General features: G+C 71.0%; 28 protein-coding genes and 2 pseudogenes. 18 read left to right on the forward strand and 12 right to left on the reverse strand.

Annotated features, from left to right (window positions below):
- Positions 1-21 precede the first annotated feature (21 nt).
- Entirely contained in the window at positions 22-315 is a 294-nt protein-coding gene (locus QA802_RS39780; RefSeq protein WP_334533567.1) for a hypothetical protein, read from the forward strand.
- A gap of 149 nt (positions 316-464) precedes the next feature.
- Positions 465-914, forward strand: a complete 450-nt coding sequence (locus QA802_RS39785; protein WP_334533568.1) for a hypothetical protein — start codon at positions 465-467, stop codon at positions 912-914.
- A gap of 153 nt (positions 915-1067) precedes the next feature.
- On the opposite strand, the gene QA802_RS39790 is transcribed toward QA802_RS39785, so the two are convergent.
- Positions 1068-1418, reverse strand: a complete 351-nt coding sequence (locus QA802_RS39790; protein WP_334533570.1) for a hypothetical protein — start codon at positions 1416-1418, stop codon at positions 1068-1070.
- A 100-nt stretch (positions 1419-1518) separates the two neighbouring features.
- Between QA802_RS39790 and QA802_RS39795 the strand changes: the two genes are divergently transcribed.
- Positions 1519-2355: a restriction endonuclease gene (locus QA802_RS39795; protein WP_334533573.1), complete on the forward strand. Its 837-nt coding sequence runs from the start codon at positions 1519-1521 to the stop codon at positions 2353-2355.
- A 47-nt stretch (positions 2356-2402) separates the two neighbouring features.
- On the opposite strand, the pseudogene QA802_RS39800 reads toward QA802_RS39795, so the two are convergent.
- Positions 2403-2477, reverse strand: a pseudogene (locus QA802_RS39800) (DUF4440 domain-containing protein); the annotation flags it as partial.
- A gap of 139 nt (positions 2478-2616) precedes the next feature.
- Here QA802_RS39800 and QA802_RS39805 point away from each other — a divergent pair.
- Positions 2617-3048 carry an ATP-binding protein gene (locus QA802_RS39805; RefSeq protein WP_334533576.1) on the forward strand — a complete coding sequence of 144 codons (432 nt, stop codon included), beginning with the start codon at positions 2617-2619 and terminating at the stop codon, positions 3046-3048.
- A gap of 31 nt (positions 3049-3079) precedes the next feature.
- On the opposite strand, the gene QA802_RS39810 is transcribed toward QA802_RS39805, so the two are convergent.
- Positions 3080-3793 (reverse strand): hypothetical protein, encoded by a 714-nt coding sequence (locus QA802_RS39810; protein WP_334533579.1) that lies wholly within the window; start codon positions 3791-3793, stop codon positions 3080-3082.
- Positions 3794-4199: 406 nt separating this feature from the next.
- On the opposite strand from QA802_RS39810, the gene msrA reads away from it, so the two are divergent.
- Positions 4200-4712 carry a peptide-methionine (S)-S-oxide reductase MsrA gene (gene msrA / locus QA802_RS39815; protein ID WP_334533582.1) on the forward strand — a complete coding sequence of 171 codons (513 nt, stop codon included), beginning with the start codon at positions 4200-4202 and terminating at the stop codon, positions 4710-4712.
- A gap of 64 nt (positions 4713-4776) precedes the next feature.
- Here msrA and QA802_RS39820 read toward each other — a convergent pair.
- Positions 4777-4899 (reverse strand): annotated as a pseudogene (locus QA802_RS39820) (DNA-binding response regulator); the annotation flags it as partial.
- 2 nt (positions 4900-4901) lie between these two features.
- Here QA802_RS39820 and QA802_RS39825 point away from each other — a divergent pair.
- On the forward strand, positions 4902-5054 hold the full coding sequence (locus tag QA802_RS39825) for a hypothetical protein (RefSeq protein WP_334535230.1): 153 nt from the start codon (positions 4902-4904) through the stop codon (positions 5052-5054).
- A gap of 177 nt (positions 5055-5231) precedes the next feature.
- On the opposite strand, the gene QA802_RS39830 is transcribed toward QA802_RS39825, so the two are convergent.
- Positions 5232-5996, reverse strand: a complete 765-nt coding sequence (locus QA802_RS39830; protein ID WP_334533585.1) for an IclR family transcriptional regulator — start codon at positions 5994-5996, stop codon at positions 5232-5234.
- A 185-nt stretch (positions 5997-6181) separates the two neighbouring features.
- Here QA802_RS39830 and QA802_RS39835 point away from each other — a divergent pair, with 185 nt between their 5' ends.
- From QA802_RS39835 to QA802_RS39870, 8 genes are all read left to right on the forward strand, one after another.
- On the forward strand, positions 6182-6667 hold the full coding sequence (locus tag QA802_RS39835) for a hypothetical protein (protein WP_334533588.1): 486 nt from the start codon (positions 6182-6184) through the stop codon (positions 6665-6667).
- Between the two features lie 66 nt (positions 6668-6733).
- Complete coding sequence (locus tag QA802_RS39840; RefSeq protein ID WP_334533591.1) at positions 6734-7507, forward strand: cyclase family protein; 774 nt, start codon at positions 6734-6736, stop codon at positions 7505-7507.
- A 49-nt stretch (positions 7508-7556) separates the two neighbouring features.
- Complete coding sequence (locus tag QA802_RS39845) at positions 7557-8366, forward strand: IclR family transcriptional regulator domain-containing protein (RefSeq protein WP_334533594.1); 810 nt, start codon at positions 7557-7559, stop codon at positions 8364-8366.
- Positions 8367-8631: 265 nt separating this feature from the next.
- Positions 8632-8835 carry a cold-shock protein gene (locus QA802_RS39850; protein WP_037622929.1) on the forward strand — a complete coding sequence of 68 codons (204 nt, stop codon included), beginning with the start codon at positions 8632-8634 and terminating at the stop codon, positions 8833-8835.
- Positions 8836-9018: 183 nt separating this feature from the next.
- A complete protein-coding gene (locus QA802_RS39855) occupies positions 9019-10602 on the forward strand; it encodes an FMN-binding glutamate synthase family protein (protein WP_334533623.1) in 1584 nt (527 codons plus the stop codon).
- A 13-nt stretch (positions 10603-10615) separates the two neighbouring features.
- Positions 10616-12379: a thiamine pyrophosphate-dependent enzyme gene (locus QA802_RS39860; RefSeq protein ID WP_334533625.1), complete on the forward strand. Its 1764-nt coding sequence runs from the start codon at positions 10616-10618 to the stop codon at positions 12377-12379.
- Positions 12380-12474: 95 nt separating this feature from the next.
- A complete protein-coding gene (locus QA802_RS39865) occupies positions 12475-13320 on the forward strand; it encodes an RNA polymerase sigma factor SigF (protein WP_334533627.1) in 846 nt (281 codons plus the stop codon).
- Between the two features lie 95 nt (positions 13321-13415).
- Entirely contained in the window at positions 13416-13940 is a 525-nt protein-coding gene (locus tag QA802_RS39870) for a hypothetical protein (protein WP_334533631.1), read from the forward strand.
- Between the two features lie 152 nt (positions 13941-14092).
- Here the strand turns inward: QA802_RS39870 and QA802_RS39875 are convergent, their stop codons facing one another.
- Together QA802_RS39875 and QA802_RS39880 are read right to left on the reverse strand one after the other, a co-directional pair.
- Positions 14093-14446, reverse strand: a complete 354-nt coding sequence (locus QA802_RS39875) for a VOC family protein (RefSeq protein WP_334533634.1) — start codon at positions 14444-14446, stop codon at positions 14093-14095.
- A 228-nt stretch (positions 14447-14674) separates the two neighbouring features.
- Positions 14675-14830 carry a DUF6131 family protein gene (locus tag QA802_RS39880; RefSeq protein ID WP_173985739.1) on the reverse strand — a complete coding sequence of 52 codons (156 nt, stop codon included), beginning with the start codon at positions 14828-14830 and terminating at the stop codon, positions 14675-14677.
- Positions 14831-15231: 401 nt separating this feature from the next.
- On the opposite strand from QA802_RS39880, the gene QA802_RS39885 reads away from it, so the two are divergent.
- From QA802_RS39885 to QA802_RS39895, 3 genes are all read left to right on the forward strand, one after another.
- Entirely contained in the window at positions 15232-15528 is a 297-nt protein-coding gene (locus QA802_RS39885) for a hypothetical protein (RefSeq protein WP_334533637.1), read from the forward strand.
- 195 nt (positions 15529-15723) lie between these two features.
- The gene (locus tag QA802_RS39890; RefSeq protein WP_334533640.1) at positions 15724-16359 is read left to right on the forward strand and encodes an RraA family protein; all 636 of its coding nucleotides are present in this window, start codon (positions 15724-15726) and stop codon (positions 16357-16359) included.
- Between the two features lie 265 nt (positions 16360-16624).
- Entirely contained in the window at positions 16625-17902 is a 1278-nt protein-coding gene (locus QA802_RS39895) for an MFS transporter (RefSeq protein WP_334533643.1), read from the forward strand.
- A gap of 29 nt (positions 17903-17931) precedes the next feature.
- Here QA802_RS39895 and QA802_RS39900 read toward each other — a convergent pair whose 3' ends face one another.
- The 3 genes from QA802_RS39900 to QA802_RS39910 form a co-directional block, all read right to left on the reverse strand.
- Positions 17932-18564 carry an ATP-binding protein gene (locus QA802_RS39900; RefSeq protein ID WP_334533646.1) on the reverse strand — a complete coding sequence of 211 codons (633 nt, stop codon included), beginning with the start codon at positions 18562-18564 and terminating at the stop codon, positions 17932-17934.
- A 98-nt stretch (positions 18565-18662) separates the two neighbouring features.
- Complete coding sequence (locus QA802_RS39905; RefSeq protein ID WP_334533649.1) at positions 18663-19247, reverse strand: GNAT family N-acetyltransferase; 585 nt, start codon at positions 19245-19247, stop codon at positions 18663-18665.
- Positions 19248-19252: 5 nt separating this feature from the next.
- Complete coding sequence (locus QA802_RS39910) at positions 19253-20215, reverse strand: GNAT family N-acetyltransferase (protein ID WP_334533652.1); 963 nt, start codon at positions 20213-20215, stop codon at positions 19253-19255.
- A gap of 115 nt (positions 20216-20330) precedes the next feature.
- Between QA802_RS39910 and QA802_RS39915 the strand changes: the two genes are divergently transcribed.
- Positions 20331-20642 (forward strand): NIPSNAP family protein, encoded by a 312-nt coding sequence (locus QA802_RS39915; RefSeq protein WP_319167911.1) that lies wholly within the window; start codon positions 20331-20333, stop codon positions 20640-20642.
- A gap of 20 nt (positions 20643-20662) precedes the next feature.
- Here the strand turns inward: QA802_RS39915 and rph are convergent, their stop codons facing one another.
- Both rph and QA802_RS39925 read right to left on the reverse strand, forming a co-directional pair.
- Entirely contained in the window at positions 20663-23296 is a 2634-nt protein-coding gene (rph, locus tag QA802_RS39920) for a rifamycin-inactivating phosphotransferase (protein ID WP_334533657.1), read from the reverse strand.
- 305 nt (positions 23297-23601) lie between these two features.
- A complete protein-coding gene (locus tag QA802_RS39925) occupies positions 23602-24048 on the reverse strand; it encodes an anthrone oxygenase family protein (protein WP_334533660.1) in 447 nt (148 codons plus the stop codon).
- Between the last annotated feature and the right edge of the window lie 38 nt (positions 24049-24086).

The raw sequence follows: 24086 nt of genomic DNA on the forward strand, positions 1-24086 counted from the left end.
GCAGGTCAGCACAATGAGCGCATGCGCTACGAGGACAGAGTTGAGCTCACCGCGGTGAGAGCCCTCGTCGCGACCGCCCTCCTCGTCTCCTCACCGGTGCTGCTCCTGGCCGGCGAGCCGATCCGCCGCCACTACCTCCGCCACGTCTACCGGGACGACGCCCCGCAGATCCTGGACAAGGAGCGGGGCCTGGTCAGCGTCCACTACTTCGTGATGACCAGCCCCCTCCTCGCATGGTGCTGCCGGCCGACCGAGGCGCTCGCACGCGGCTTCGCAGGCCGTTCCGCACGCCGAGGCGAGACACCCGCGGACTGAGTCACCGCCGGTGGGCGCCCGACTCGCCCGACTGTCACATCCGGGCAGCAGCCTGGTCACAGAGCCCCGCGAAATCCCCCTGCCGGGGTCACCCTCCGGGTCTGCCGTGGCACGATTCCCGCGCACGCTTCACGTCCAGGGGGGACACCATGCGCATCCGCGCCACCATCGTCACCGCGGCCCTGCTTCTCGCCGCGCTCACCGCCTGCTCCTCGTCCGACGACGACGCCCCGGTGGCGAGCGACTCGGGCACGCCCGTCGCCGAGCCCACCGTCAGCGTCCCCGCGGGGCACGAGGGCGACGACCTCAAGGCGGCCGTCGCCGTCTACACCGCGTCCTATTTCGCCGGCGACGCGGACACCGCGTACGGCATGTTGTCCGCGCGCTGCGCGAAGGAGATCACCCGGTCCGCGTACACCGAGGTGGTGAAGAAGGCTTCGGCAGACTACGGCGCGGACCACACGGTGAGCGACGTGCGGGCCGAGGTGTCCGGCAAGACGGGGCGCGCCGGCTACAAGGTGACGGGACTGCCGAAGTTCGAGCAGCAGGCGCAGCCGTGGGTGCTGGAGGGCAATGCGTGGAAGTACGACGCCTGCTGACTCGAAGCCGCCCCGAAGAGCCGCCGCCGGCAACCGTGCCGACGAAGAACCCGATGGCCGCGACGGACGCTTCGATCATGAGTGGACTCTCGGGACGGGATGCCCGGAGCGCGGAACTCGCGCCCCGGGCACAGAGATGACATGGCGTCGGGTTCAGGCGCCGTCCCGCCGGGCGAACTGGAGGGACAGCGACCGAAGGACGTCGGCGGTCGAGGTGTCGGTGTTCCCCTCGTCGTGGACCTCGGCCAGGTGCACGAAGGCGTAGGAGAAACAGGTGGAAAGCGTGACGATGGCCGGCCCCAGCGCCTCCGTGATCACGGCCGTGGTCTCCTGGGCGGTGGCGTCGGCGGGCAGTTTGATCTCGGGCAGGGTCTCCGCGAGGAGCGCGGAGATGGATCCCGTCAGTGCGGCCTTGGCGTCCGGGTTCTCGCGGGCCTGTCGTCGTATCTCGATCGCTTCGGTGAGGATGCCGACGACTCGCTGCATGATCTCGGATTGCTGCATGGTCGCAGCCTATGACCGTCGGACAACCATCCGTAATCCGTCCGTACCCGGGAAGACGCCTCTTGATCGTCACTGACGTCCTCGGGGAGGAAGCACCACCATGGCCGCACCCGTTCGTGCTCCGCGTCCTGTGCGCCGCACCCGCCGGTTCGAACTCCGGGCGACGGCCCTGTACTTCGTCCTCCTGGCCGTCCTGCTGACGTTGGCGGGGGCGGTCGCCCGTACGGTGGCGGCGGCCGCCGAACGCCGTCCCGTCTGGGCCGTCGCACTCGCCCTCGTGGGAACCGGCGCCGTCGTGGCGGGCTGCCGTGGCGGGCGCCGGATATCGGCGGCGAGGCTCGCGCGGCGCGCCGCAGCAGCCCTGGACGAGGCCACGATGACGGCGGTCGACGTCCTCGACGCCCCGTCACCCGCACCCGCATCCGCGCCCGCGCCCTCCGCCCGTCGCGACGGCACGGAACGGACCGTCCTCCTCGTCGACCCCGCCGCCGACCGGGTTGCCGTCGGCACCGAGGAGATCGCTTACGAGGCCCTGGACCCCGACGAGTTCGAGCAGGCGATAGCCGAGCTGTGCCGACGCGACGGCTGCCGGGACGTCGACGTCGTGGGCGGAGCCGGTGACCTGGGTGCCGACGTCGTGGCGAGGACGCCGGACGGACGCCTGCTCGTCATCCAGTGCAAGCGCTACCACGACGGCAACCGCGTCGGTTCCCAGGACATGCAGCGGTTCGGCGGCACGTGTTACACGGTTCACGGGGCCGATGTCGCCGTCGTCGTCACCACCAGCGACTTCACCGGTCCCGCACTCGAGTACGCCGGGCAGTGCGGCATCGTCTGCGTGGACGGTCTTGAACTCCTGCGCTGGCAGGACGGGGTGGGACCACGACCGTGGGAGCACGAGTTCCCGGCCGGCCAGGAGTCACCGAGCCGGTCATAGCCCGCGACTCCGGTGCGCTCTGGCTGCTCAGAGCTCAGCGGGTGGGCAGGCAGGGCGAACTCGGGCTGGTCGAGCAGGCGCAGCCGGCTTCCGTCGGGCTGACGCCGCACGACCTGTGTCCGCTGTGGCGGACGACACTCCTGTGGCAGGCATGCCGAGTGACATCGCGGGTAACGGCGCACGTGAAACGGGGGAGTGAGGGCGAGACGAGTGGAATCGCATGCCGACGGAGACGGCTGTACCGGGCCGCGACAGCACCTCATGCGCACCGCCTACGCGATGGGCGGCGCCGACGGTTGCATCGCCGACGCCCGCCACCACGCCCTCGCGTTCCTCGACCGAGCTCGCGCCGATCATCGTCTGCACGTCCCCGACCGCGTACGGGACGTCATCCAGCTGGTGGTCAGTGAACTGGTCACCAACGCCCGCAAGTACGCCCCCGGCCCCGTCCTGATGGAGCTGCGGCTCACCGCCGACAGCGTGGACGTCGCCGTGTGGGACAACGACCCGACCGTTCCCATGGCCCGGCCCGCCGACCCGGACCGGATCGGCCAGCACGGCCTGGAGATCGTCAAGGCCGTCACCGCGCACCTCTTCGTCGAGCAGGAGCCGGTCGGCAAGCGCATCACGGCCCGTATCGCCCTGACAGTCCCACCCGGCGACACCACCGACGCCCGCCGGCCGCCGCCGTAGCTCAGCGGCGGCGGCCGGACGGCCCAGCCGTCTACGCCTTCAGTGAGGCCAGCACGTGTTCCGTCAGCTTCTTCGCGCTCGCGGCGCCGTTGTCCGAGCCCTCGGTGGACAGCACGCTGACGACGGCCGTGCCCGTGCGGGAGGCGATCAACGTGGTGCCGGTCTCCCAGGCGCTGCTGGTGAGGGTGATGGTGTACGCCTCGTCCCCGAGTCCGGCCGTGGCGGCCCCGGTGACCTTCACCTTGCTGTGGGTGTCGGAGTCCGTGTAGCTCGGGCACGCGGCGACGACGTCCGCCAGACCCTTCAGCACGTCCGCACCCGTGGTGCCACGGTAGACGTCGATCTCCTGGTCGAGCTCGGAGGACGTGTTCTGGTTGATGTAGGAGTTCTGCGCGAACGAGACGCCCTCGATGCCGGTGAGGCTGATCCAGCTGGTGGCCGCGAGGTCGGCGCAGCGCGGCTTGGCGGCGTTCTTCGTGGCCGGCGCCTGGTAGGTGTCCCCGGTGTCGCGGGCGAGACTGGCGTCGGCGGCGAAGCCGGCGGGGAAGTACGAGGCGGGCGCCAGCGCCTTCTTCAGTTGCGTCCCCGTCAGCAGGCCGGCGTTGGGGTCGGCGGCCTTCGACGGCGTGGCGGATGCGGCCGGGCTGTCGGCGGAGTCCGTGGAGGCGGAGGAGGAGCAGGCGGCCAGGGCCAGCGGGAGTGCCGCGACGGCGATCATCTTGGCGGCGTGGGACGGGAGACGCATCGAAGTCCTCGAAAGTGAAATGCACGGTGCACCAGGCCTGGGTGGGGGACCGGGAACGGGTGCGCGGGTAGCGCGGAGGTGCCTACGGCCTGGCCGGCGGGGCCGAAAGGTTGCCGAGCCCGGAGTGACCTTAGGCGATTTCCGGCCACAGAATGATCACCGGATACTCAAGGCCAGGTCAAAGTGTCGACCCCTCGAAGGTTTTGCCGTGTCCTGACGGAGCGGCGGGGCGAGGGAGCGGTCGGGGAGCGGAGCGGTCGGGGGAGCGAGGCCTTCAGGGCGGGCGACGGCGAGGGCGTGGAATTATCCGTGCCTCCCTCGTGCTGTCGTATCCACCAAGGTGGGACGCCGACGGTGGGCGAGCGCGCAGCGCGAGTGGCCGAGGCGGAGAGGAGAAGGAACCGACATGGCAGCGCAGACGCAGAGGGCCGTTCTGGCGGGCGGATGCTTCTGGGGAATGCAGGACTTGATCCGTCGGCTCCCGGGCGTGACCGCGACCCGGGTGGGCTACACCGGGGGTGACGTACCGAACGCGACCTACCGCAACCACGGCACCCACGCGGAGGCCATCGAGATTCTCTTCGACCCCGAGCAGACCGACTTCCGGACCGTCCTGGAGCTCTTCTTCCAGATCCACGACCCGAGCACGAAGAACCGGCAGGGCAACGACATCGGACTCAGTTACCGCTCGGCGATCTACTACGTGGACGACGAGCAGAAGCGGATCGCCGAGGACACCATCGCCGACGTGGACGCCTCCGGACTGTGGCCGGGCAAGGTCGTCACCGAGGTGGAGCCGGCCGGGCCCTTCTGGGAGGCCGAGCCGGAGCACCAGGACTACCTGGAGCGCTACCCCGACGGCTACACCTGCCACTTCCCGCGCCCGGGCTGGCGGCTGCCCGCCCGTTCGGACGCCTGACGCGCGGCCGTGCAGGCGCGGAGCTCACCTCCGGTCCGGGCCACCCGGGCCGGCCCGGTCCGCGTCAGCGTTGCGCTTCGCCGGCGTGCACCAGGCCGGTCTCGTAGGCGATGACGACCAGCTGGGCCCGGTCGCGGGCGCCCGGTTTGGTCATCGCGCGGTCGGCGTGCGTCTTGGCGGTGACCGGGGGTGACGAAGAGGCGTTCGGCGATCGAGCGCGGCTCGGTGGCGAGGTCCTTCACGTGGTCGATCCGGGCGTCGGCCACCTCCCGGCGGAAGGCGACCGTGGCGTACGCGGTCCTGCCGTCCTCGCTGATCTGCCCCTTGCCGACCGGCGTGTAGGGGCTGGTCACCGAGGCGTCGCCCGGCGCGTCGCCGATCTGCTTCAGGGTGTCGGTCATGGTCTGCTCGGTAGCGGCCCACCCACACGCTCGCAGTAGACGGGGGGCCGACAAAGGCGCGCGCTCCCGGGGGAGTGGGAGCGCCCGTGCGGGTCGCACGTCGTGCGGGCGGGGGCGTTCAGGCCCCGCGCAGCGCCTTCTCCAGGTGGGTCGCCCACCGCAGGGCCGCTGCCACGCACTCCCGGGTCCTCGGCTGAAGGCGGTGTCGCGGTCCGACGACCTGGACGGCGGCGACGACCTCGTCGCTGAAGTCGCGGACCGGTGCGGCCACGGAGTACAGGAGGGGTTCGGCCTCCTCGTCGACGATCGAGTAGCCGCGCCGGCGTGTCTTTGCCAGCCGGCGGAGGAAGTCGTCCAGGCCGGTAGGCGTGTTGGGGCCGTGGCGGACGAATTCCGTGCGGGCGAAGACCGCAGCCACCTCCTCGTCGTCGGCGTCGCTCAGCAGGGCCTGGCCGCAGTCGCTGCAGTAGGCCGGGAAGGGGCGGCCGATCCAGGAGCCGAGCTGCCGGCTGCCGGGCGGCACCCGCTCGGCGATGGTCACCGTGGTGTCGCCGACCAGGACGCCGAGGTAGCAGCTCTCGCCGGTCTCGGCCGCCATGCCCTCCAGCGCGGTGAGCCCGTCCGTGCGCAGGCGGTGGGCCGTGAGGTCGCGCGCCGTCGCGTAGAGCCGCCAATGCGGTGTGACGCCGCCCGAGACGTCGTCGCGGAGGGCGAACCCCTCCGCTGTCATGGCCGTGAGCATGCGGGAGAGCTGGCTGCGGTCGCGGTCCATCCGACGGGCCAGCTCCGAGACGGTCACCCCGGGGCCGTGCCACGGTCCGTCGGCCGTGGCACGGGCCAGCGCGGACAGGGCGTCCAGCCCCTTCGTCACGCTCGAGTCCACGTGCTCCTCCGCCCTGCCGGCGTGCTCCTGCCCGGGGCGTCGTCGTCCCCGTGACCGTCGGTCCGCACTGTACCGCCGCGCCCAGTCGATCATGATCTGTGCAGTATCCACATCTTGTCGTGCGATTAATGCACGCCTACTATCCTTGCGTCAGCCGCCGCCATATCAGCCGAGGGAGGACGATCATGACCACGACGACGATCACGCCGTACGCCGCCGGACCGGACCGGGAGGCCGCCGAACAGGCCGCCCCGACGTCCGTCCGACGCCGGACGGTGCGGACGATCAAGGTGTACTGGCCGGTCGCGACCGCGACACTGGCCGCCTGCGCGGAGGGCGACCTCGGGACGCTGCGCGCCGACGAGTCCTTCGCCGCGCTGCTGCGGATCCTGGAGACCTCGCCCGAACTCGGGGACTTCGGCGCCTACGGCGACGTCTTCGAGGTGGCGTTCGGCGCGGAGGGTTTCACCGTCCGGCCCGGCGCCCGCCCCGCACTCGGCTCGGTGGGCGGACGGTTCCTCTCCTCGACGCTCGCCGTCACCACCTACGTCGACGCCGCGACGACCGACGACGACCTGGCACGGGTCCTCGCCCGCCTCACCGACGCGCACCCCTGGGAGATCCCGGTGATCGAGCTCTCCGCCCCGCTGGACCTCGTCTCCCGCGCCTGACCATCCCCTGCACGGCCGTCGGACATCGCCGAGAAGCCGAGAAGCCGAGAAAGAGGACGAGCACGCATGACGCCGAACACGCACGCCCCCGTCGAACCGCCGCTGTGGGCCCTGCACCGGGAACTGATCGGCAAAACGGTCCGCACCGACCTCACCCACGCGTTCCACCCCGGACAGCCGCACTTCCCCGCCTTTCCGGACGAGAAGCGTGAGATGCCCTTCGACATGGCCCGCGGCGACGGCTTCACCGTGCACCTGTACACGATCGTCGGGCAGTGGGGCACCCATGTCGACCCGCCCGTGCACTTCGTGGCCGGTGCGCGGTCCCTGGACGAGATACCCGTCGACGAGATGATCCTGCCGCTCGTCGTCCTCGACATCACCGAACGCGTCGAGGCGGACCCGGACGCCGTACCGACCCTGGACGACGTCGCGGCCTGGGAGGCCCGCCACGGCCGCGTCCCGGAAGGGGCGTTCGTCGCACTGCGCACCGGCTGGGGCCGCCGCTGGCCGGACCCGGCCGCCATGGCCAACAAGGACGACGCAGGCGTGAGTCACTACCCGGGCTGGTCCGCCGAGGTGCTGCGCCACCTCTTCGAGGAGGCCGGCGTCACCGCGATCGGGCACGAGCAGACCGACACCGACCCCGGACTCGCCACCTCCGCGGGCGACTTCGGCCTGGAGCGGTACGTCCTGGAACGGGACCGCTGGCAGATCGAGCTGATGGCCCACCTCGACCGGGTGCCGGAGGCGGGCGCGCTGATCGTCGCCACCTGGCCCAAACCCCAGGGCGGGTCCGGCTTCCCGGCGCGGGTCTTCGCCCTGCACCAGGAAGGCTGAACGCGGTCGGCCGGACTCGGTCGGTCCAGCGCGGTTGTAGGGTGCGAAGGTGACGACGAACGGCCCCGAACCCCGACAACAGGGCCCGGGAGCGGCCGCCTCGCTGCGGATGGCCCTGCACATGGTCAACACCGTGCTGGACCGCGAAGCGTCCGGCCGCACAGGCTTCAACGTCAGCAGACTCGCCGACGAGGTCGGCGTCGAGCGCAGCAAGGCGTCACGCACCACACAGGACCTGTGCGACAAGGGCTTCCTCGCCCGCCTCGACGACTCGACGCTGCGCGCAGCAGACGCCTTCTTCGCCACCGCCGCGTCCCTGCACCCCGGCCTGCTCCGCCGCAGCCGCCCCCTCCTGCGCCGCCTCGCCGTCGAGCACGGCGCCGGCGCCCGGCTCTCCGTCCGCGACGGAGTCCAGGTCCGGCTGCTGCGCGCCGAATCCGCCGCCGGCTCGAACCAGGAGTGGCACGGCCGGGCGGCTCTCGTCACCCCGTGCTGGTGCACCGGCGCCGGCCGCGCACTCCTCCTCGACCACACCGCCGAGGACATCACCGCCCTGCTCGACGACTACGAGCTGATCGGCGTCGGCGGCCCGAACGCGGCCCACTCCGCCGGGGAAGTCGCCGCGGCCAACGACCGGGACCGCCGACGCGGCGTCGTCGCGGCGCACGGTGAGTTCGAGCACGGCGTCACCGAGTACGCCGTGCCCGTCCGCGACGGGCACGCCCGTATCCGGGCCGTCGTGTCGGTCGTCGGCAGACAGCGGGACCTCCTGCCGCGCGAGCACACGATCCGCACCGACCTCACCGCCGCCGCCGTGGCACTCGCACCATGCCTGACGGGCGACGACACACCGCGGTGACCGCACGGGCGCCTCGGTGTGCCGTCGCCCGTGAGTCCGGCCGGCGAGCGGCCGGCTGCCCGGAGAATCGCAGAACTTGACCACGGATCATGGCCGTTGCTCTCTGGTGGCGGCCGCTCTCACCGTGTAGCGTCGCTCTCAGATGTCGTGGTTGGCAGTACCTGCCCGCGCTGCGCGCGGGCGTTTTGCTGTGCAGTGCCGGACCAAGGCGATCACCTCCGGGGCCGCGCGGTGCGGTGCCCGACATTGACTGGGAGGCACCAGCATGGCCAGCGGAACTGTGAAGTGGTTCAACGCCGAAAAGGGCTTCGGCTTCATCGCCCAGGACGGCGGCGGACCGGACGTCTTCGCCCACTACTCCAACATCAACGCCACCGGCTTCCGTGAGCTCCAGGAAGGCCAGGCGGTCACCTTCGACATCACCCAGGGCCAGAAGGGCCCGCAGGCGGAGAACATCACCCCCGCCTGACCCTCGCACGGCCATCAGGTCCCGGAGCACTCACCGCTCCGGGACCTGATCGCATGTCCGGGCCCGTGCACCGACCCTCCTGGCCGGCCCCCGCTCACTGCCCCACCGTCCTGTCCCGCGACGGAGATCGTCCCGTGTGCGGCACTCGCGCATGACGAGCGACATCCGGGCAATGCGCCTGGTGTGACACGCGTGGGAATCGTCGTTCTGATCCTGTCGACCGCCCTCGGCGCCGCAGCCGCGGCGGTCGGGGTCTCGCCCTCCTGGTGGTACGCGGCCCTTCCGCTCACCCTCGTGGGTGCGCTGGGAGCCTGGGACCTGCTGCAGCGCAGGCACTCCGTACTGCGCAACTACCCCGTCCTCGGCCACGCCCGCTTCCTCCTGGAGCGCATCCGCCCGGAGCTCCAGCAGTACTTCGTCGAGCGCAACTACGACGGACGCCCCTTCGACCGGGACGTGCGCAGCATCGTCTACGAGCGCGCCAAGGGCACCGACGCGGAGGAGCCGTTCGGCACCGAACGGGACGTGTACCGGCCCGGTCACGAGTACCTGGTCCCGTCGATGGCCCCGTGCTCGGTGCCGGAAACCCCGCCGCGCGTGCGGACCGGCGGTCCGCACTGCGGCCGGCCCTACGACATGGCACTGCTGAACGTCTCGGCGATGAGCTTCGGGTCGCTGTCCGCCAACGCGGTCCTCGCACTCAACGGGGGCGCCGCGGCCGGGGGCTTCGCCCACGACACCGGTGAAGGGGGACTCTCCGAGTACCACCTCCGCCCGGGCGGCGACCTCGTCTGGGAGATCGGCACCGGCTACTTCGGCTGCCGCACCGGCAACGGCGACTTCGACTCCGCCGAGTTCGCCGACAAGGCGGCGCACGACCACGTCAAGTGCGTGTCCCTGAAACTGTCGCAGGGCGCGAAGCCGGGCATCGGCGGCGTCCTGCCGGGAGCCAAGGTGAACGCCGAGATCGCCCGGGTCCGGGACGTGCCCGAGGGGCGGACCGTTGTTTCACCGCCGTACCACCGGGTGTTCGCCACGCCACGCGAACTCGTGCGCTTCATCGCCCGCATGCGCGAGCTGTCCGGCGGCAAACCGACCGGCTTCAAACTGTGCGTGGGCTCACGCCGGCAGTTCCTGGCCGTGTGCAAGGCCATGCTGGACGAGGGCACGGCACCCGACTTCATCGTGGTGGACGGCGCTGAGGGCGGGACCGGCGCCGCGCCGCTGGAGTTCGCGGACCATGTGGGCGCACCGCTCACCGAAGGTCTGCTCACCGTGCACAACGCCCTCGTCGGCGCGGGCATGCGCGACCGGGTGCGGATCGGTGCGAGCGGCAAGATAGCCACCGGCGCCGACCTGGTCAAACGCCTGGTGCAGGGCGCCGACTACGGCAACGCCGCCCGGGCGATGATGTTCGCCGTCGGCTGCATCCAGGCGCAGCGGTGTCACACCAACACCTGTCCCACCGGAGTCACCACCCAGGACCCCCGCCGCGCCCGGGCCCTCGACGTCCCGGACAAGACGGCGCGCGTCCGGCGATTCCAGGAGGCGACCGTGGCCAGTGCCCTGCAGATCATGGCGTCCATGGGAGTCACCGACCCCGCGCAACTGCGCCCCCACATGCTCCGCCGGCGCGTCGACTCCCGTACCGAGCGCTCCTTCGAGGAGTTGTACGAGTGGCTCGCGCCCGGGCAGCTCCTCGCCGAACCGCCCGCCTCCTGGGCGGCCGACTGGCAGGCCGCCGACCCCGACCGCTTCACCGTCTGAACCGGAGGACCACATGACCCGTACCGTTGCCCGCGTCATCGTCGACGCGCTGGGCGAACTCGGTGTGCGCCAGGTGTTCGGCGTCGTGGGAGATGCCCTCAACCCCGTCACCGACGCCATCCGCACCACCGAAGGACTCGAGTGGGTCGGCTGCCGCCACGAGGAGGCGGCCGCGTTCGCCGCGAGCGCCCAGTCACAGCTCACCGGGACGCTCGGCGTGTGCATGGGCACGGTCGGACCCGGCTCCGTCCACCTCCTCAACGGGCTGTACGACGCGGCCAAGAGCCATGCGCCGGTCCTGGCGATCGCCGGTCAGGTACCGCTCGCCGAACTCGGCAGCGACTACTTCCAGGAAGTCGACAACGACGCCCTCTTCAGCGACGTGGCCGTCTTCCGCGCGACCATCGCCTCCCCCGACCAGCTTCCCCGGATGCTGGAGGCGGCCGTACGCCACGCACTCGGCCGCAAGGGCGTCGCCGTCCTCACCGTGCCGGGCGACCTGGGCGAGCAGCAGCTGCCCTCCGACCGGCCGGCCCGCTTCTCCCTGAACGCCCCGCTGAGCCGGCCCGACGCGGCGGCCGTGCGCCGCGCCGCCGAACTCCTCGACCGCTCCGAACGCGTCACCCTCCTCGTCGGGGAGGGCGCCCGGGCCGCCCGCGAGGACGTCCTCACCCTCGCCGACCGGCTGGCCGCGCCGATGGTGCTCACCCTGAAAGCCAAGGCGGGCTTCGAGGGCGACGACAACCCCTTCCAGGTCGGGCAGACCGGACTCATCGGCAACCCCGCCGCCGCCGCGGCCCTCCAGGACGCGGACACCCTCCTGCTGCTCGGCACGGACTTCCCCTACCGGGACTGGTATCCCGAGGGCCGGACCGTCGTCCAGATCGACACCGAGGCCACGCACATCGGACGCCGCGTACCCGTCGACGTCGGACTCGTGGGGGACACCGGCGCCGCCGTGCGCGACCTCCTGGACAGTCTCACCGTCGCGCCCGCCGGATCGGACGGAGCACGCGCGCGCTCCCATCTGGAGAAGGCGCGCGAGCGCTTCGACCGGTGGCGTACCGGGCAGGCCCGGCTCGCGGACCCCTCCCACGACAAGGGCGTCCTCGGCCGCGTCCGCTCCGCGCTGGACAACCGTGCCCACGACATCCGCCCCGAGGCGCTGGCCGCCGCAGTCGACCGGATCGCGGCCGACGACGCCGTCTTCACCTCCGACACCGGCATGGCCACGGTGTGGCTCTCGCGCTTCGTCGAGATGCGCGGCGGGCGACGCCTCATCGGCTCCTACAACCTCGGATCCATGGCCAACGCCATGCCCCAGGCGCTCGGCGCCCAGTGCCTGGACCGTGAGCGCCAGGTCGTGGCGTTCTGCGGCGACGGCGGCCTCGGCATGCTGCTCGGCGACCTGATGACCCTGAAGACGTATCGCCTTCCCGTCAAACTCGTCGTCTTCGACAACCGCCGGCTGGGCATGGTGAAACTCGAACAGGAGCAGGCCGGGCTGCCCGAGTTCGGCACCGTGCTCGACAACCCCGACTTCGCCGCCGTGGCGGAGGCCATGGGCATCACCGGCATCCGGGTGACCGACCCGGCCGACCTGGACAACGCCGTGCTGCGTGCCTTCCGCAGTCCGGGACCGGTCCTGCTCGACGTTCTCACCAACCCCGACGAGATCGCCGTCCCGGCCGAGCCCACGGTCGAACAGGGCTGGGGATTCGCGGTCGCCAAGGTGAAGGAGGTCGTACGAAGCCACGGCGAGCCGGGCGGCAACTGACGCAAGTCCCAGGAATGCCGGTCGAGGACGGGGGTAGACGCGGGAGTGCCGGACGATGGACCGGTGACAGGAAAACCGAACGATGGGGAGGGCACATGCCGGCGACGACGACCGTGCAGACCGCTGGACAGACGGTGGACGTACCGGAGATCGCAGACCCTTCCAAGGTCGCGCCGAGGGACGCGCGGAAGTTGTCGAAGCTGTTCTTCGACCAGCTGGCGGTGCTGGAGGAGGGTTCGCCGGAGTACCAGTACGCGCGGAACACGCTGATCGAGATGAACATGTCGTTGGTGCGGTTCGCGGCCGGCCGGTTCCGCAGTCGGGGGCCGGAGGAGATGGAGGACATCGTCCAGGTCGGCATGATCGGTCTGATCAAGGCGATCGACCGGTTCGAGCTGACGCGTGAGGTGGAGTTCACGTCGTTCGCGGTGCCGTACATCGTGGGGGAGATCAAGCGGTTCTTCCGGGACACCACGTGGGCCGTCCATGTGCCCCGCCGGCTGCAGGAAGCCCGTGTCCAGCTCGCCCGCGCCAAGGAGGAACTGCGCAGCCGCCTCGGCCGTACGCCCACCACCAAGGAGCTCGCCGAGCTGATGAGCCTGCCGGAGCACGAGGTCGTCGAGGCCCAGCTGGCCTCCAACGGCTACACGTCGGCCTCCCTGGACGCGACGATCAACGGCAGCGAGGACGGCGAGTCGGCGCTGGCGGACTTCATCGGCGACGAGGACGCCGCGCTGGGCCTGATCGAGGACTTCCACGCGCTCGCCCCGATGATCGCCGAACTCGACGAACGCGACCGCAGGATCATCCACTGGCGGTTCGTCGAGGAGCTGACCCAGGCCCAGATCGGCGAACGTCTCGGCGTCTCCCAGATGCACGTCTCCCGGCTGATCTCCCGTCTCCTGGCGCGCCTGCGCGAAGGCATGCTCAGCACCGCCTGACGGGCACGGAGCTCGCAGCGGGACGGCTCGCCGGCGGAGTGCCGTCGTATCGTTCGGCCCATGACGCACGGCAGAGGATCCGGCCCGGTGGCCCGATGAGCGGCTGGTGGGACTATCTGGAGGAACAGACCCGCCGGGAGGTCGACGCCGAGGTGCTGCGCGACCGCCACATCATGGCGGTCAAGGTCGTCCGAGAGGCCCTGCGACCGCTGGAACTGGATCTGCGGGAGGCGGAGCAGGTCGTTCACGCGCGGTACGCGGCCCTCGGCGACCGCGTGCAGTACAGGCCGCCCGATCCGCTCGACACCCCCTCACTCGTGGCCCGCGCCGCTGCGCTGCCGGGCCGGGTGGTGGCGGTCGAGGCGCTGTGGGACGGCGACACCGTCCACGACTGGTTCGTGGTGCTCGTCGCGGTCCTCGACGACGACTCGGGCGGGGAAGCATGCCTGGCCGTCGTCCACCACCGCCGTGGCGGGCCCGCTCCGGGCGCGGCGGCCGCCGCGGCGGGCCGGGCCCTGGCCGACGTCCTCGGGGTGCCGTTCCACTTCCCCTCACCGGACGCACCCGACGACGAGGCCCCGCGCCGGCGAACGGTCCGGCCGCTGCCCGGAACACCGTGATCACGGTGTTCCGGGCAGCGTGATCACCGACCTCGGGATCGAGTGGTCGTAGCCCGGCGTCCGCAGCCGCCCGCACGGCACGTGCGCGGTTGCTCTCGTCGGTCAGGACAGAACCCCGCGCAGGCGTCAACCGGCCGCGCCTCGCCGTTCGTTCAGGCGGGCTGCCACAGTTCGACCCGATTGCCCTCGGGGTCGACCACCCAGCCGAACCGGCCGACCCCCGCCATGTCCTGCGTCTCCTCGGCCACGTCCGCCCCCCGGGCGCGCAGTTGCGCGAGCATCGCGTCGAGGTCGCGAACCCGGAAGTTGAGCATGGTCCGCTGGGAGCGGGACCCGAAGTAGTCGGTCCCGGACTCGAATGTCGCGAACACCGTCGGTCCGGTCTCCTGACGCCACAGGCCGTGGTCGTCGGCGTCCAGACCCAGGCAGTCGCGGTACCACGCGCCCAGGGCCGCGGGATCTGCGGCCCGCAGGAAGTACCCACCGATTCCCAGCACACGTTCCATGCCCGCCATATTGCCGGCACCCGGGGAATCAGAGGCTGACGCGCGGCTCTGGCCCGCCGCGCCGACCAGGCGGGAACGGGCGCATCAGGCGACGTCGCAAGCAGGCCGACCACGCGCATCAGGGCACATCAGGGCACATCAGGCCCTGCTGAGCCACAGTCGCCGTCCGGCCACCGGACAGCTGCTGTGGCACGGCTGTCGGCGCGCAGCGGCCGAGGAGAGACCCGGTCACCAGTAATGGCGCCGTCCGGCGACGGCGTGTCCCATCGCGCCGAGAACCCACAGCACCGCCCCCACGGCCACCAGGATGACCCCGATGGTCCACAGGAAGGCGATGCCGGCGACGAGACCGATGACGAGCAGAATGACACCCAAGATGATCATGACGTCCCCCTTGGGGAGCGGTTGGGGAGCGGTTGGCTGCCACGTCGCGAGCGGCGGGGCCGGTGGCCGTTGAGGAAGGGGGGGAGGGGTGGCGGCTGCGGCTGACACCAGGCCGACACTTCACCGGGGCCCTGGAAGGGTTCCGGGCTGCTTCTCCTCACCGGACAGGCGGGGCCCTGGGCAACGATGACGCCTCACCCGTGTCCGGCGGGGGTGCCGACCCCGAGTACCCGCTTTCTTCGAGCCGTGAACGGGATCGGCGCCGTCGAAACGCAACCCGCCGGAATCGGACTCCCAGCCTGTCCGGCTCAGCCCACGCGCGGACGGTTCGACACGCTGGTCAACTGAGCAGAGGACTCCGCACCTCCGCACCTCGTCGCCTCACTGCAAGGGAAGTCAGCATGGCCATCGTCGTGGTTCTCGAAATGCCGGGGATGACCCAGGCCCAGTACGAGCAGAGCGCGGACAAGGTGGCCGGCCGCCCCGGTCCGGTCAAGAGCCCCGACGACTGGCCTGTGGCCGGGCTCATCTCGCACACGTCCGCACCCATGGACGACGGCTGGCTCGTCGTGGACGTCTGGGAGTCGGAGGAGGCGTTCCGCGAGTTCGGCAAGATCCTCCTCCCGATCCTCCAGGAAATCGGCCTCTCGGACGTCGAACCGCGGACCTTCCCGGTGTTCAACGTCGTCACCCGGTAGCCGGTAGCCGGTAGCCGGTAGCCGGTAGCCGGGCGCCGCACCGTGCGGCTCATGGAACGTGCTCTCTTGAAGAGCGACCTCCCCGGTGCCTCGTCCGCGCGGACGAGGCACCCGTCGTGCACCGGCCCGTGGCGGTGGTGAGAAGGTGAAAGGGACGGGCCCGGGGCGGACGGGCCGGCGCAACGAGGGGGACCCATGACAGACACGACCGCAGCGGCCGCCGCGTTCGCGGAGATCCCGACCACGACCCTTGCGGACGTCGTCGGCCGTGAGCAGGTCATGGAGATGGGCATCCGCCCGCTGTGGACGCCGGTGCCCCGCGTGGCCGGGCCGGCGTTCACCGTGCGATGCCCCCCGGGCGACAACCTCATGCTGCACGCGGCGATCCACCGCGCGGAGAAGGGCGCCGTCATCGTCGTCGAGTCGGGAGACCTGGAGTACGCGCTGGCCGGCGGCAACGTGTGCGCCGTCGCGCAACGCCGGGGCGTGGCAGCCTTCGTCGCCGACGGGCTCATCCGCGATCTGACCGAGGTGAGGGAGATGGGCTTCCCCGTGTTCGCGCGGGGGGTGATCCCCTTCCCCGGGGGCAAGAAGGCGGTCCAGCCGCTCAACGCCCCGGTGCGCTGCGCCGGAGTCGCCGTGCACCCCGGTGACATCGTCGTCGCCGATGAGGAAGGCATCGTGGTCGTCCCCTCCGCCAACACGCGGAACACGCTGACCACTGCCCGGGCGAAGCTCGCCAAGGAGGCCACCGAGACCCTCGACGTGTGGGAGACGGCCCACCGCGCCCGTATCGACGAAATCCTGCGCGCCGAGGGCTTCGAGGGCTGACGCGCTCACCCGCAGAGGGACCCTCGCCGCATCGCAGGGCGCTCAGTCGAGACAGAACTCGTTGCCTTCGGCGTCCCGCATCCACCGGCACGACTCGTTGTCCTCGTCGGCGAAAGAGGTGCGACCGCTTTCGGACGGGGTGTCACCAGTGAACTCCCGCCGGGACTTGGGCCGGCGTACCGCTGGACGCCAGGCGCCCGGGCCGCCCCGGCGTACCGCTGGACGCTGGGCTATGGTGCTCACTGCGCCTGACGCGAGGGAGATCATGGAGTCCGCCGAGGAGTCACCGACGACCACCAGCACGCCGTGGGGAAGCGCGCCTTTCCGACGGTTTCTTTCGGCCCATGTCATCTCGGTCACCGGCTCCGCGATGGCGCCCCTCGCACTGGCCTACTCCGTCATCGAGCAGGGCGGGGGGGCGGGTTCCCTCGGCCTCGTGCTCGCCACGAACACCGTCCCCATGATCGTGTTCCTGCTGGCCGGAGGTGTCTACGCGGACCGCCTGTCCCGAAGCCGGCTCCTGTTCCTCGGCAACCTGCTGGCCGGGGGCGCCCAGGGAGTGCTGGCCGTCACGGTGGCCACGGGACATGCGACGACGGCCTCGATCGCGGCCTGCGGTTTCGTGTCGGGCACGGCGGCCTCGTTCAGCGGGCCGGCCGCCCAGGGCGCCGTCGCGCAGATCGTTCCCGCTGAGCATCTGCAACAGGCCAACGCGTTGCTCAGACTGCCGACCAACGCGGTCAAGGTACTGGCTCCGGTCGTCGGAGGGTTCGTCGTCGCCGTGAGCGGCGCGGCGTGGGCCCTGGCCTGGGACGCGTTCACGTTCGCCGCCGCGGCGGTGCTGCTTCTCGGGCTGCGCCTGGACGCTCCGCCCTCCGGTTCCGGCAGTGCGCCGGCGGATCTGCGGGCCGGCTGGACGAGCTTCTGGTCGCGTACCTGGTTGTGGACCTACACGGCCGCCGGCACCGTCCTCGTCGCGGCCTGGCTGGCGGGTTTCCAGCTTCTCGGCCCACTCGTCGCCGCGTCGCAGTACGCCGGGGCGCGCGACTGGGGCCTGATCCAGGCGGCCTTCGCCTCCGGACTGCTGGCGGGAACCGTTGTGTGCCTGTGCTGGAAGCCGTACCGACTGCTCGTGGTCGCGATCGCCGCCGGAGGTGCGCTCGTGCTCCCCCTGGCTGCCATGGCCTGCGCGCTGCCCCTGCCGCTCGTGCTGGCGGCCGCGCTGCTGGCCGGAGTCGGCCTCGACGTCACCGTCGTCGCGTGGACCACCGCGTTCCAGCAGCATGTGCCTCAGGAGGAACAGGGCCGGTTGATCGCGTTCAACGGGATCGGGGAGCGTCTGGCCATCCCGGCCGGCTACCTCGTCACCGCTCTCGCGGCCCACTCCTTCGACGCGCGGACGGTGCTGCTGGCATGCGCCGCGATGATCGCCGCCGTGACCGTGCTCAACCTCTGCGTCCCGGCCGTGCACCGTGTCGACCGCCTGACTCCGGTCGACCGGCCGGGGGCGACGAACGACCGTCGCGAGGTGGAACAGACGTAGTGGCTCCGACGGCGCGGTTCGCGCCCGGGTCATGGAGCCAGGTCGCGCTCGTCCTCGAGGCGGACCTCCAGCTCGGGCCAGTGTGCGCGCCACCGCGTCAGATCGTCCGCGGCCGGTGGCCCTTGCGTGCGCAGCGACGTGAGGGGCAGGAAGCGGACGAGCGTTCCGGTGGTGCCGTCGGCGTCGAGCGGGTTCAGGTCACTCACGGGGACGCCATGCTCGTAGCGCTGGGTCCAGGCACCGTGGTGACGGCGGTTGGTGTGAACCAGCCACTCACTGAGCGCCGCCACGACGGACATCCCGCGACGGGGATGCCCGTCCGGAAGTCGCTGCGCGTCCGGGAAGTCGAAGAACCGCAGGTCCTTCGTCGCCATCACCGGCTTCTTCACCGTACGACCGTGGGCGTCGACCCGGGTGTCGGTGCCCCGTCCGTCGTCCGCCACGGACACGGAGCCGTCGCGGTGTAGAGTGACGACGCACCGCCCCCCGGCCCGTTCGGACGCCTCGTCGGCGGCGTACGCGACGACTTCGAGGACGAGGTGCGCCGGGCCGCCGGGGGCGAAGGTCTGCGGCTCATGGCGAATCCGGGCGAGATGGTCCAGATCCACGGTGCCGGCCCAGTCGTGGGTGGTGTTGGTCCAGGAGGCCGTTGCTTCGTCCATCCGGCAAGTATCCAGCACCCCGGCTGCGGCGAGCGGGGACTCCCGGAACGAGCGGCGCAGCCCCGCGCTGCCTCAGGACCGAGCACACACCGGGATGCCTACGCCCTACCCCCACCGGGCAACGACGCCTTGAACGCCCGGAGATCAGCGACGGCGAGGGTCTGCTCCGCGTCGTGCGCCTCGAAGGTGCCGACGCGCTGGAAGCCGAGGCGCGTCGCGAGCCGCAGGGAACGCTCGTTGGCGGTCTGGGTCACGATCAGGACCGGCTGGTCGGGCAGTTCGACGGCAGCCGCGCGCAACGCGGCCGAGGCGGCCTCGAGAGCCAGCCCCGCGCCCCAACTGCCGCGCCGGAGCAGGTAGCTCAGCTCCAGCTCCGCGCCTTCCTCCGTGAGATGCCCGGGAAGGTCGGGGGAGCGGTGGTCGAGTACGAGGGTTCCGACGCAGCGGTCGGTTTCCTTGTCGGCGATGACATAGGTGCCGGGCCTGGCGGCTACGGCGCCGATGCCGTTCGCGTCGAAGTACTGCTCGACGACGCTCCGGGGGCGTGGCCCGCCGAGGTGGGCACGGACCTGCGGATCAGTCTGGAGCTCGATCAGGCCCTCTACGTCCCCGTCATACGCTCTGCGCAGCCTGAGGCGGTCCGTGAGGATCTCCGGGGCAGACAGCGTGGGCAACGGGTTCATGCCGGTCATTGTCCCCTCACCAGGTCTCCCGGCAACCGCGGCGTGAGCGTCTTGCTGTAGACGGTGGAACTGCGCCGGACCGTCATGCCGATCCGCTCGTACAGCGACAGTGCCCCGGTGTCCGAGTGCGTCCACAGCGTGCACGTCCGCATCCCGTGGGCGTGGAAGGCGCGGAACGCCTCCCGCAGCAGCATGCGCGCGATCCCCCGGTTGCGGTGGTCGCGCCGTACCGCGACCCGCTCGACGTATCCCTCACTGTTCCCCTCGTCCTTGCCCGGGCCGTTCAACGACAGCACCGCGCCGACCATCTGATCGCCCGCGAAGGCGATCGGCGACGCCGCCGGCTCGAACGTCGCGCGTTCGACGGTGTGCCGGGCCCACTCCTCGTACGACTGCCGCCGCTGCTGCCACTCGTCGAACGCGTCCTCGGCAAGCTGGTGCACCGCTCGCCCGTCGCCGGGCCGGAACGGCCGGACCACGATCCCTTCGGGCGGCTCGGGCGCCACCGGTTCGTCCGGCAGCGCGATCTCCAGGAGCCACTCCGTGACGAGCGGGGAGTACCCCCTCGACCGCAGCAGCGCGACGGCCGCCCGGTCGCCGTCCGGGACGGTCTGGGCCAGCCTGTCACCGCCCATGCTGCGGGCCCCTGCCTCGACCCAGGCGAGCAGCGAACCGCCCAGTTCCCGCCCTCGATGGTCGGGGTGGACATCGACCGTGGACCGCCGCCCCCGCACCCACCCCCACCCGGCCGGCCGCCCGCCGTGGTCGTGGACGAGCACCGTGCCGGACGCGAGATCCAGACCCGGCTGACCGAGATCAGCGGCGATGCCGTCGGCGTCGGTCATGGCACGGCCGTGCAGCCGGTGTTCGCACGCGGCGACCAAGCGGTGGATTGCCTCGACGTCGGTCATGGTCGCCGGGCGGCTCCGGTAGCCGATCGGCAACCCGGGCAGAGGAGAGTCGGACATAGACGAACCCTGCGCCACCCGAGGCCGCTTGTCGACCGTAATGCCTCGCCGGCGCCACGCACGGTGTCGTGGAGCCGTCTCTCGGCCCCGCCGGCTCCCCCGGCATCATGGTGACATGATCACCGTTCACCTGACCTACGAGATCGACGCCGACAAACTGGAGGACTTCGAGGAGTACGGCCGCCGCTGGGTCGCTCTGGTCAACCGTTTCGGCGGCACGCACCACGGCTACTTCCTGCCGAGCGAGGGCGACAGCGACATCGCGTACGCCCTCTTCTCGTTTCCCAGCCTCGCCGCGTACGAGCAGTACCGCACGGACAGCGTGTCCGATCCGGAGTGCCAGGAGGCATTCGAACTGGCCCGCCGCACGCGTTGCATCAGGCGGTACCAACGCCGCTTCCTCCGCCCGCTCGACGGCGTGTCGTAGGCCGCTGGACGCCTGATCGGTCAGGACAGGATCTCGACGTACCCGTCGGTCGCGTGCACGCGGATCCGCTGCCCGTCCCGGATCAGCCGAGTGGCCTGCTCCACGCCCACGACGGTCGGCAGACCGTACTCCCGGGCGATCACCGCGCCGTGGGTCATCAGCCCGCCCACCTCCGTCACGAGGCCCGTGATCCCGACGAACAGCGGCGACCAGCTGGGGTCGGTGTAGGTGGTGACCAGGATGTCGCCCGGCTCGAGGTCGGCCTGTGCCATGTCGAGGACGACGCGGGCCCTTCCCTCGACGATCCCCGCGGAGACCGGGAGCCCGACCAGGGCGCCGGCGGGCACGTCGTCGCGTCGGTACGCCCCGGTGACGGCCTCACCGTCCGAGGTGAGGACCCGGGGCGGCGTCAGCGCGTGGTACGACCGGAACGCGTCCTTGCGCTGCCGGATGAGCCCGCCGTCGACCTGGTTCGACCTCGAGACGTGGTGGAACTCCTGGAACGTGAGGTAGAAGACGTCCTCCGCAGCGGCGAGCACACCGGCCCGCACGAGGCGTTCGGCCTCCTTCAACAGGGCCTGCTTGTAGAGGAAGTAGCGGCTGATGATGCCGTACTTGGGATACTCCCGGTACCCGATGAAGGTCCGGACCTGAGCGATCATCCGCTCGGTCTCGTCCGCCTTCCGGTCGCCGTCCGGCAGAGCCCGCAGGCGTGACAGCACCTCCGCTTCCTTCCGCAGCGCCTTCCGTCGGCCCTCTTCGAAGCGCCGCGCGGCGGCGCCGGGCTCGATGTTCCTGACGTTGTCGAGGATCACGGGCACGAGTGTGGTGGGGCGTTCGCGCCAACGCGGCCGCGTGATGTCGATCTCGCCGACGCAGCGCATGCCGTACCGGTCGAGGTACGCCTCGATGGCGGCCCGCGCCTCGGCCCCGCCCGCCAGCCCGCACAGCTCGTCGAGGAAGTTTTCGTCCCGGACATCCTGCAGGTACGCCACCACGTCCGGATAGGGGCGGATCACGTCGGCGACGTCGAGCAGCGCCAGTCCCATCTCCGACGTGACGTTGTCGGGGGCGGACAGGGTGAGCGTGTCGGCCGCGTTCTTCTCGCCCAGCCACTCCAGCAGCCTGTCGTTGAGCCACCAGGTGCCCTCCATCGCCACCATGATCGCCCGGATGTTCAGCGGGTCGCTCAGGACGCGCTTGTGCTCCTCGAAGGCTTCCGACAGAAAGTCGAACAGCTCCGGCCCGCTCTTCGTGCGGATGTCGCGCGCCAGGGCGGCGACGGACGCCTCGCTGCGGCCGACCAGTTCGGCCACGACGGCCGGATCGGTCGCGGTCGGGTCGAACTCACCGCCGACCGGCGGTCCGCCGGGAGCCGTGTCCGGGAGCGACGGGACGAAGTCGTCGAGCTCGAGGACGGTCTCCAACGCATCCCTGGTCAGCGGATCGCCTCGCCCGATGACGTCCAGGAGACCGGCGCGGCTCGCCGGTGCGGCCAGACGCGGGGTGACGTCGACGAACAGCCGCCCCCCCGCCTCGTGCATCGGGACCATGGCTGTCAGCCGCCACATGGACAGCCCCAGAGGCTTCATGGGGTCGGTCATCATCTGCCCGTGACCGACGGAGACGTAGACGTGGTTCTCCCGGTCGCCGGTCTCGCGGTCGCCGGTCTCGCGGTCGTCGCTCTCACGGTCGGGGACGGGGAACAGCGTCGTGATCGGCCGGCTCTGGACGATCCGGAAGTCGCCGTCGACCAGGCACCATTCGATGTCCTGCGGGCGGCCGAAGTGCGCCTCGATCCGCCGCCCGATCCCCGCGAGCCGCACTGCCTGCGCATCCGTCAGCGCCTGCTGTTCCTGCTGCCGCGGGTCGACGGCCACTTCCCGCGTACCGCCGGCCGGCACGGCGTGCAGGGCCAGGCGCTTCGCGGCGATCGTCCTGGCGACGACCTCGCCGTCCCGTACTCTGAAGACGTCCGGGTTCACCAGGCCGGAGACCAGGGCCTCGCCGAGGCCGAAGCCGGCGTCCACGGTGGCGACCTTCCGGTTGCCGGTCACGGGGTCGGCCGTGAACAGGATGCCGGACGCCTCCGGGAAGACCATCTGCTGCACGACCACAGCCATGTGGACCGTACGGTGGTCGATGCCGTTCCGCATGCGGTACACCACGGCTCGCTCGGTGAACAGCGAGGCCCAGCACCGGCTGACGTGCTCGAGGACCGCCGCCGGCCCCACGACGTTCAGATAGGTGTCCTGCTGGCCGGCGAAGGACGCCGTCGGAAGGTCCTCCGCCGTCGCGCTGGACCGAACGGCACAGGCGACCCGCTCGCCCAGCTCGGCGAGCGCGCCGGTGATCTCCTCGGCCAGCTCGCCCGGAACGACGATCCCTTCGACGGTCCGGCGGATCTCCGCACTCAGCGTGCGGATCTGCTCCCCGTCCTCCGGGGCCAGACGCGACAGCCGATCGAGCCGATCGTCCATCGCCGGCGCCTGCTCCATGATCCGGCGGAAGGCGTCCGTCGTCACGCAGAAGCCGGCCGGCACGCGGACGCCCTCGATCCGGGACAGCGCGCCGAGGTTGGCGCCCTTGCCGCCGACGGCCGCGATCCGCGTCTCGTCGACATCGTGAAGATTCCGCACGTACTGCCCGTTCATCGCTGTGCCTTCCGAAGCGGTCGTGTCCCGTCGCACCGAACCGGCCGATCGAACCCACGGCCCGGACTCCCTCGACCGCCGTGCCGGTCCCCCCGACGGTCCGACGTCATGGTGTTCTCCGAACGTCGACGACTCACGCACGTCGTGCCCTCGTTTCCGCAGGTTGTGGCCTTGGCCGACGATTTTGCGGCATCACCCGGGCCTTGCCGCAAGTCCCCCGGTGCGCTATACGTTGAGAAGGGCAAGGAGAAGGTTCTCCTTGCCCTCGTCTCTTTCCGGGCGCCGAACTCCGAGCGGTTTCGGCATCAGGTGAGGGCGGCGACGAGCAGGGTGAAAGCGGCGATGATGACGGCGACGCGGACGTAGTGGAAGCGGTTCCAGCGGTTCAGCTGCTCCTTCCAGTCGGCGGGCCGGTTCTCGGGGGTCCACGCCTTGTTCCGGTTGTTGATCGGGACGAGCAGCAGGATCGACATGACCACGCTGAGGATCAGCAGTCCGGCGGCGCTGACGACGAGGTGGGTGCCCCCGTGATGCCATCCGGCGACGGCCCAGACCGCGACGAGGACGAGCGAGCCGATGTACCAGACCGGCATGACCGCGCCGAGCATGCGGCCCCCGTGAGCATGGCCGAGGTTGCGGCTGTCCTCAGGGAGTGCGTTGAGGATCGGGTTGATGACGAAGGCGACGCTGAACTCCACCCCCACCATCACGCCGATGACCACGGTGGTGAACACCTCGAGTGCGTTGAGCATGACGACCCCTCCAAGGATCTAGCAGTGCTAGATGATGA

Origin of the sequence: Streptomyces sp. B21-105 (genome assembly GCF_036898465.1) — a bacterium.
In the GTDB taxonomy this organism is placed as follows: domain Bacteria; phylum Actinomycetota; class Actinomycetes; order Streptomycetales; family Streptomycetaceae; genus Streptomyces.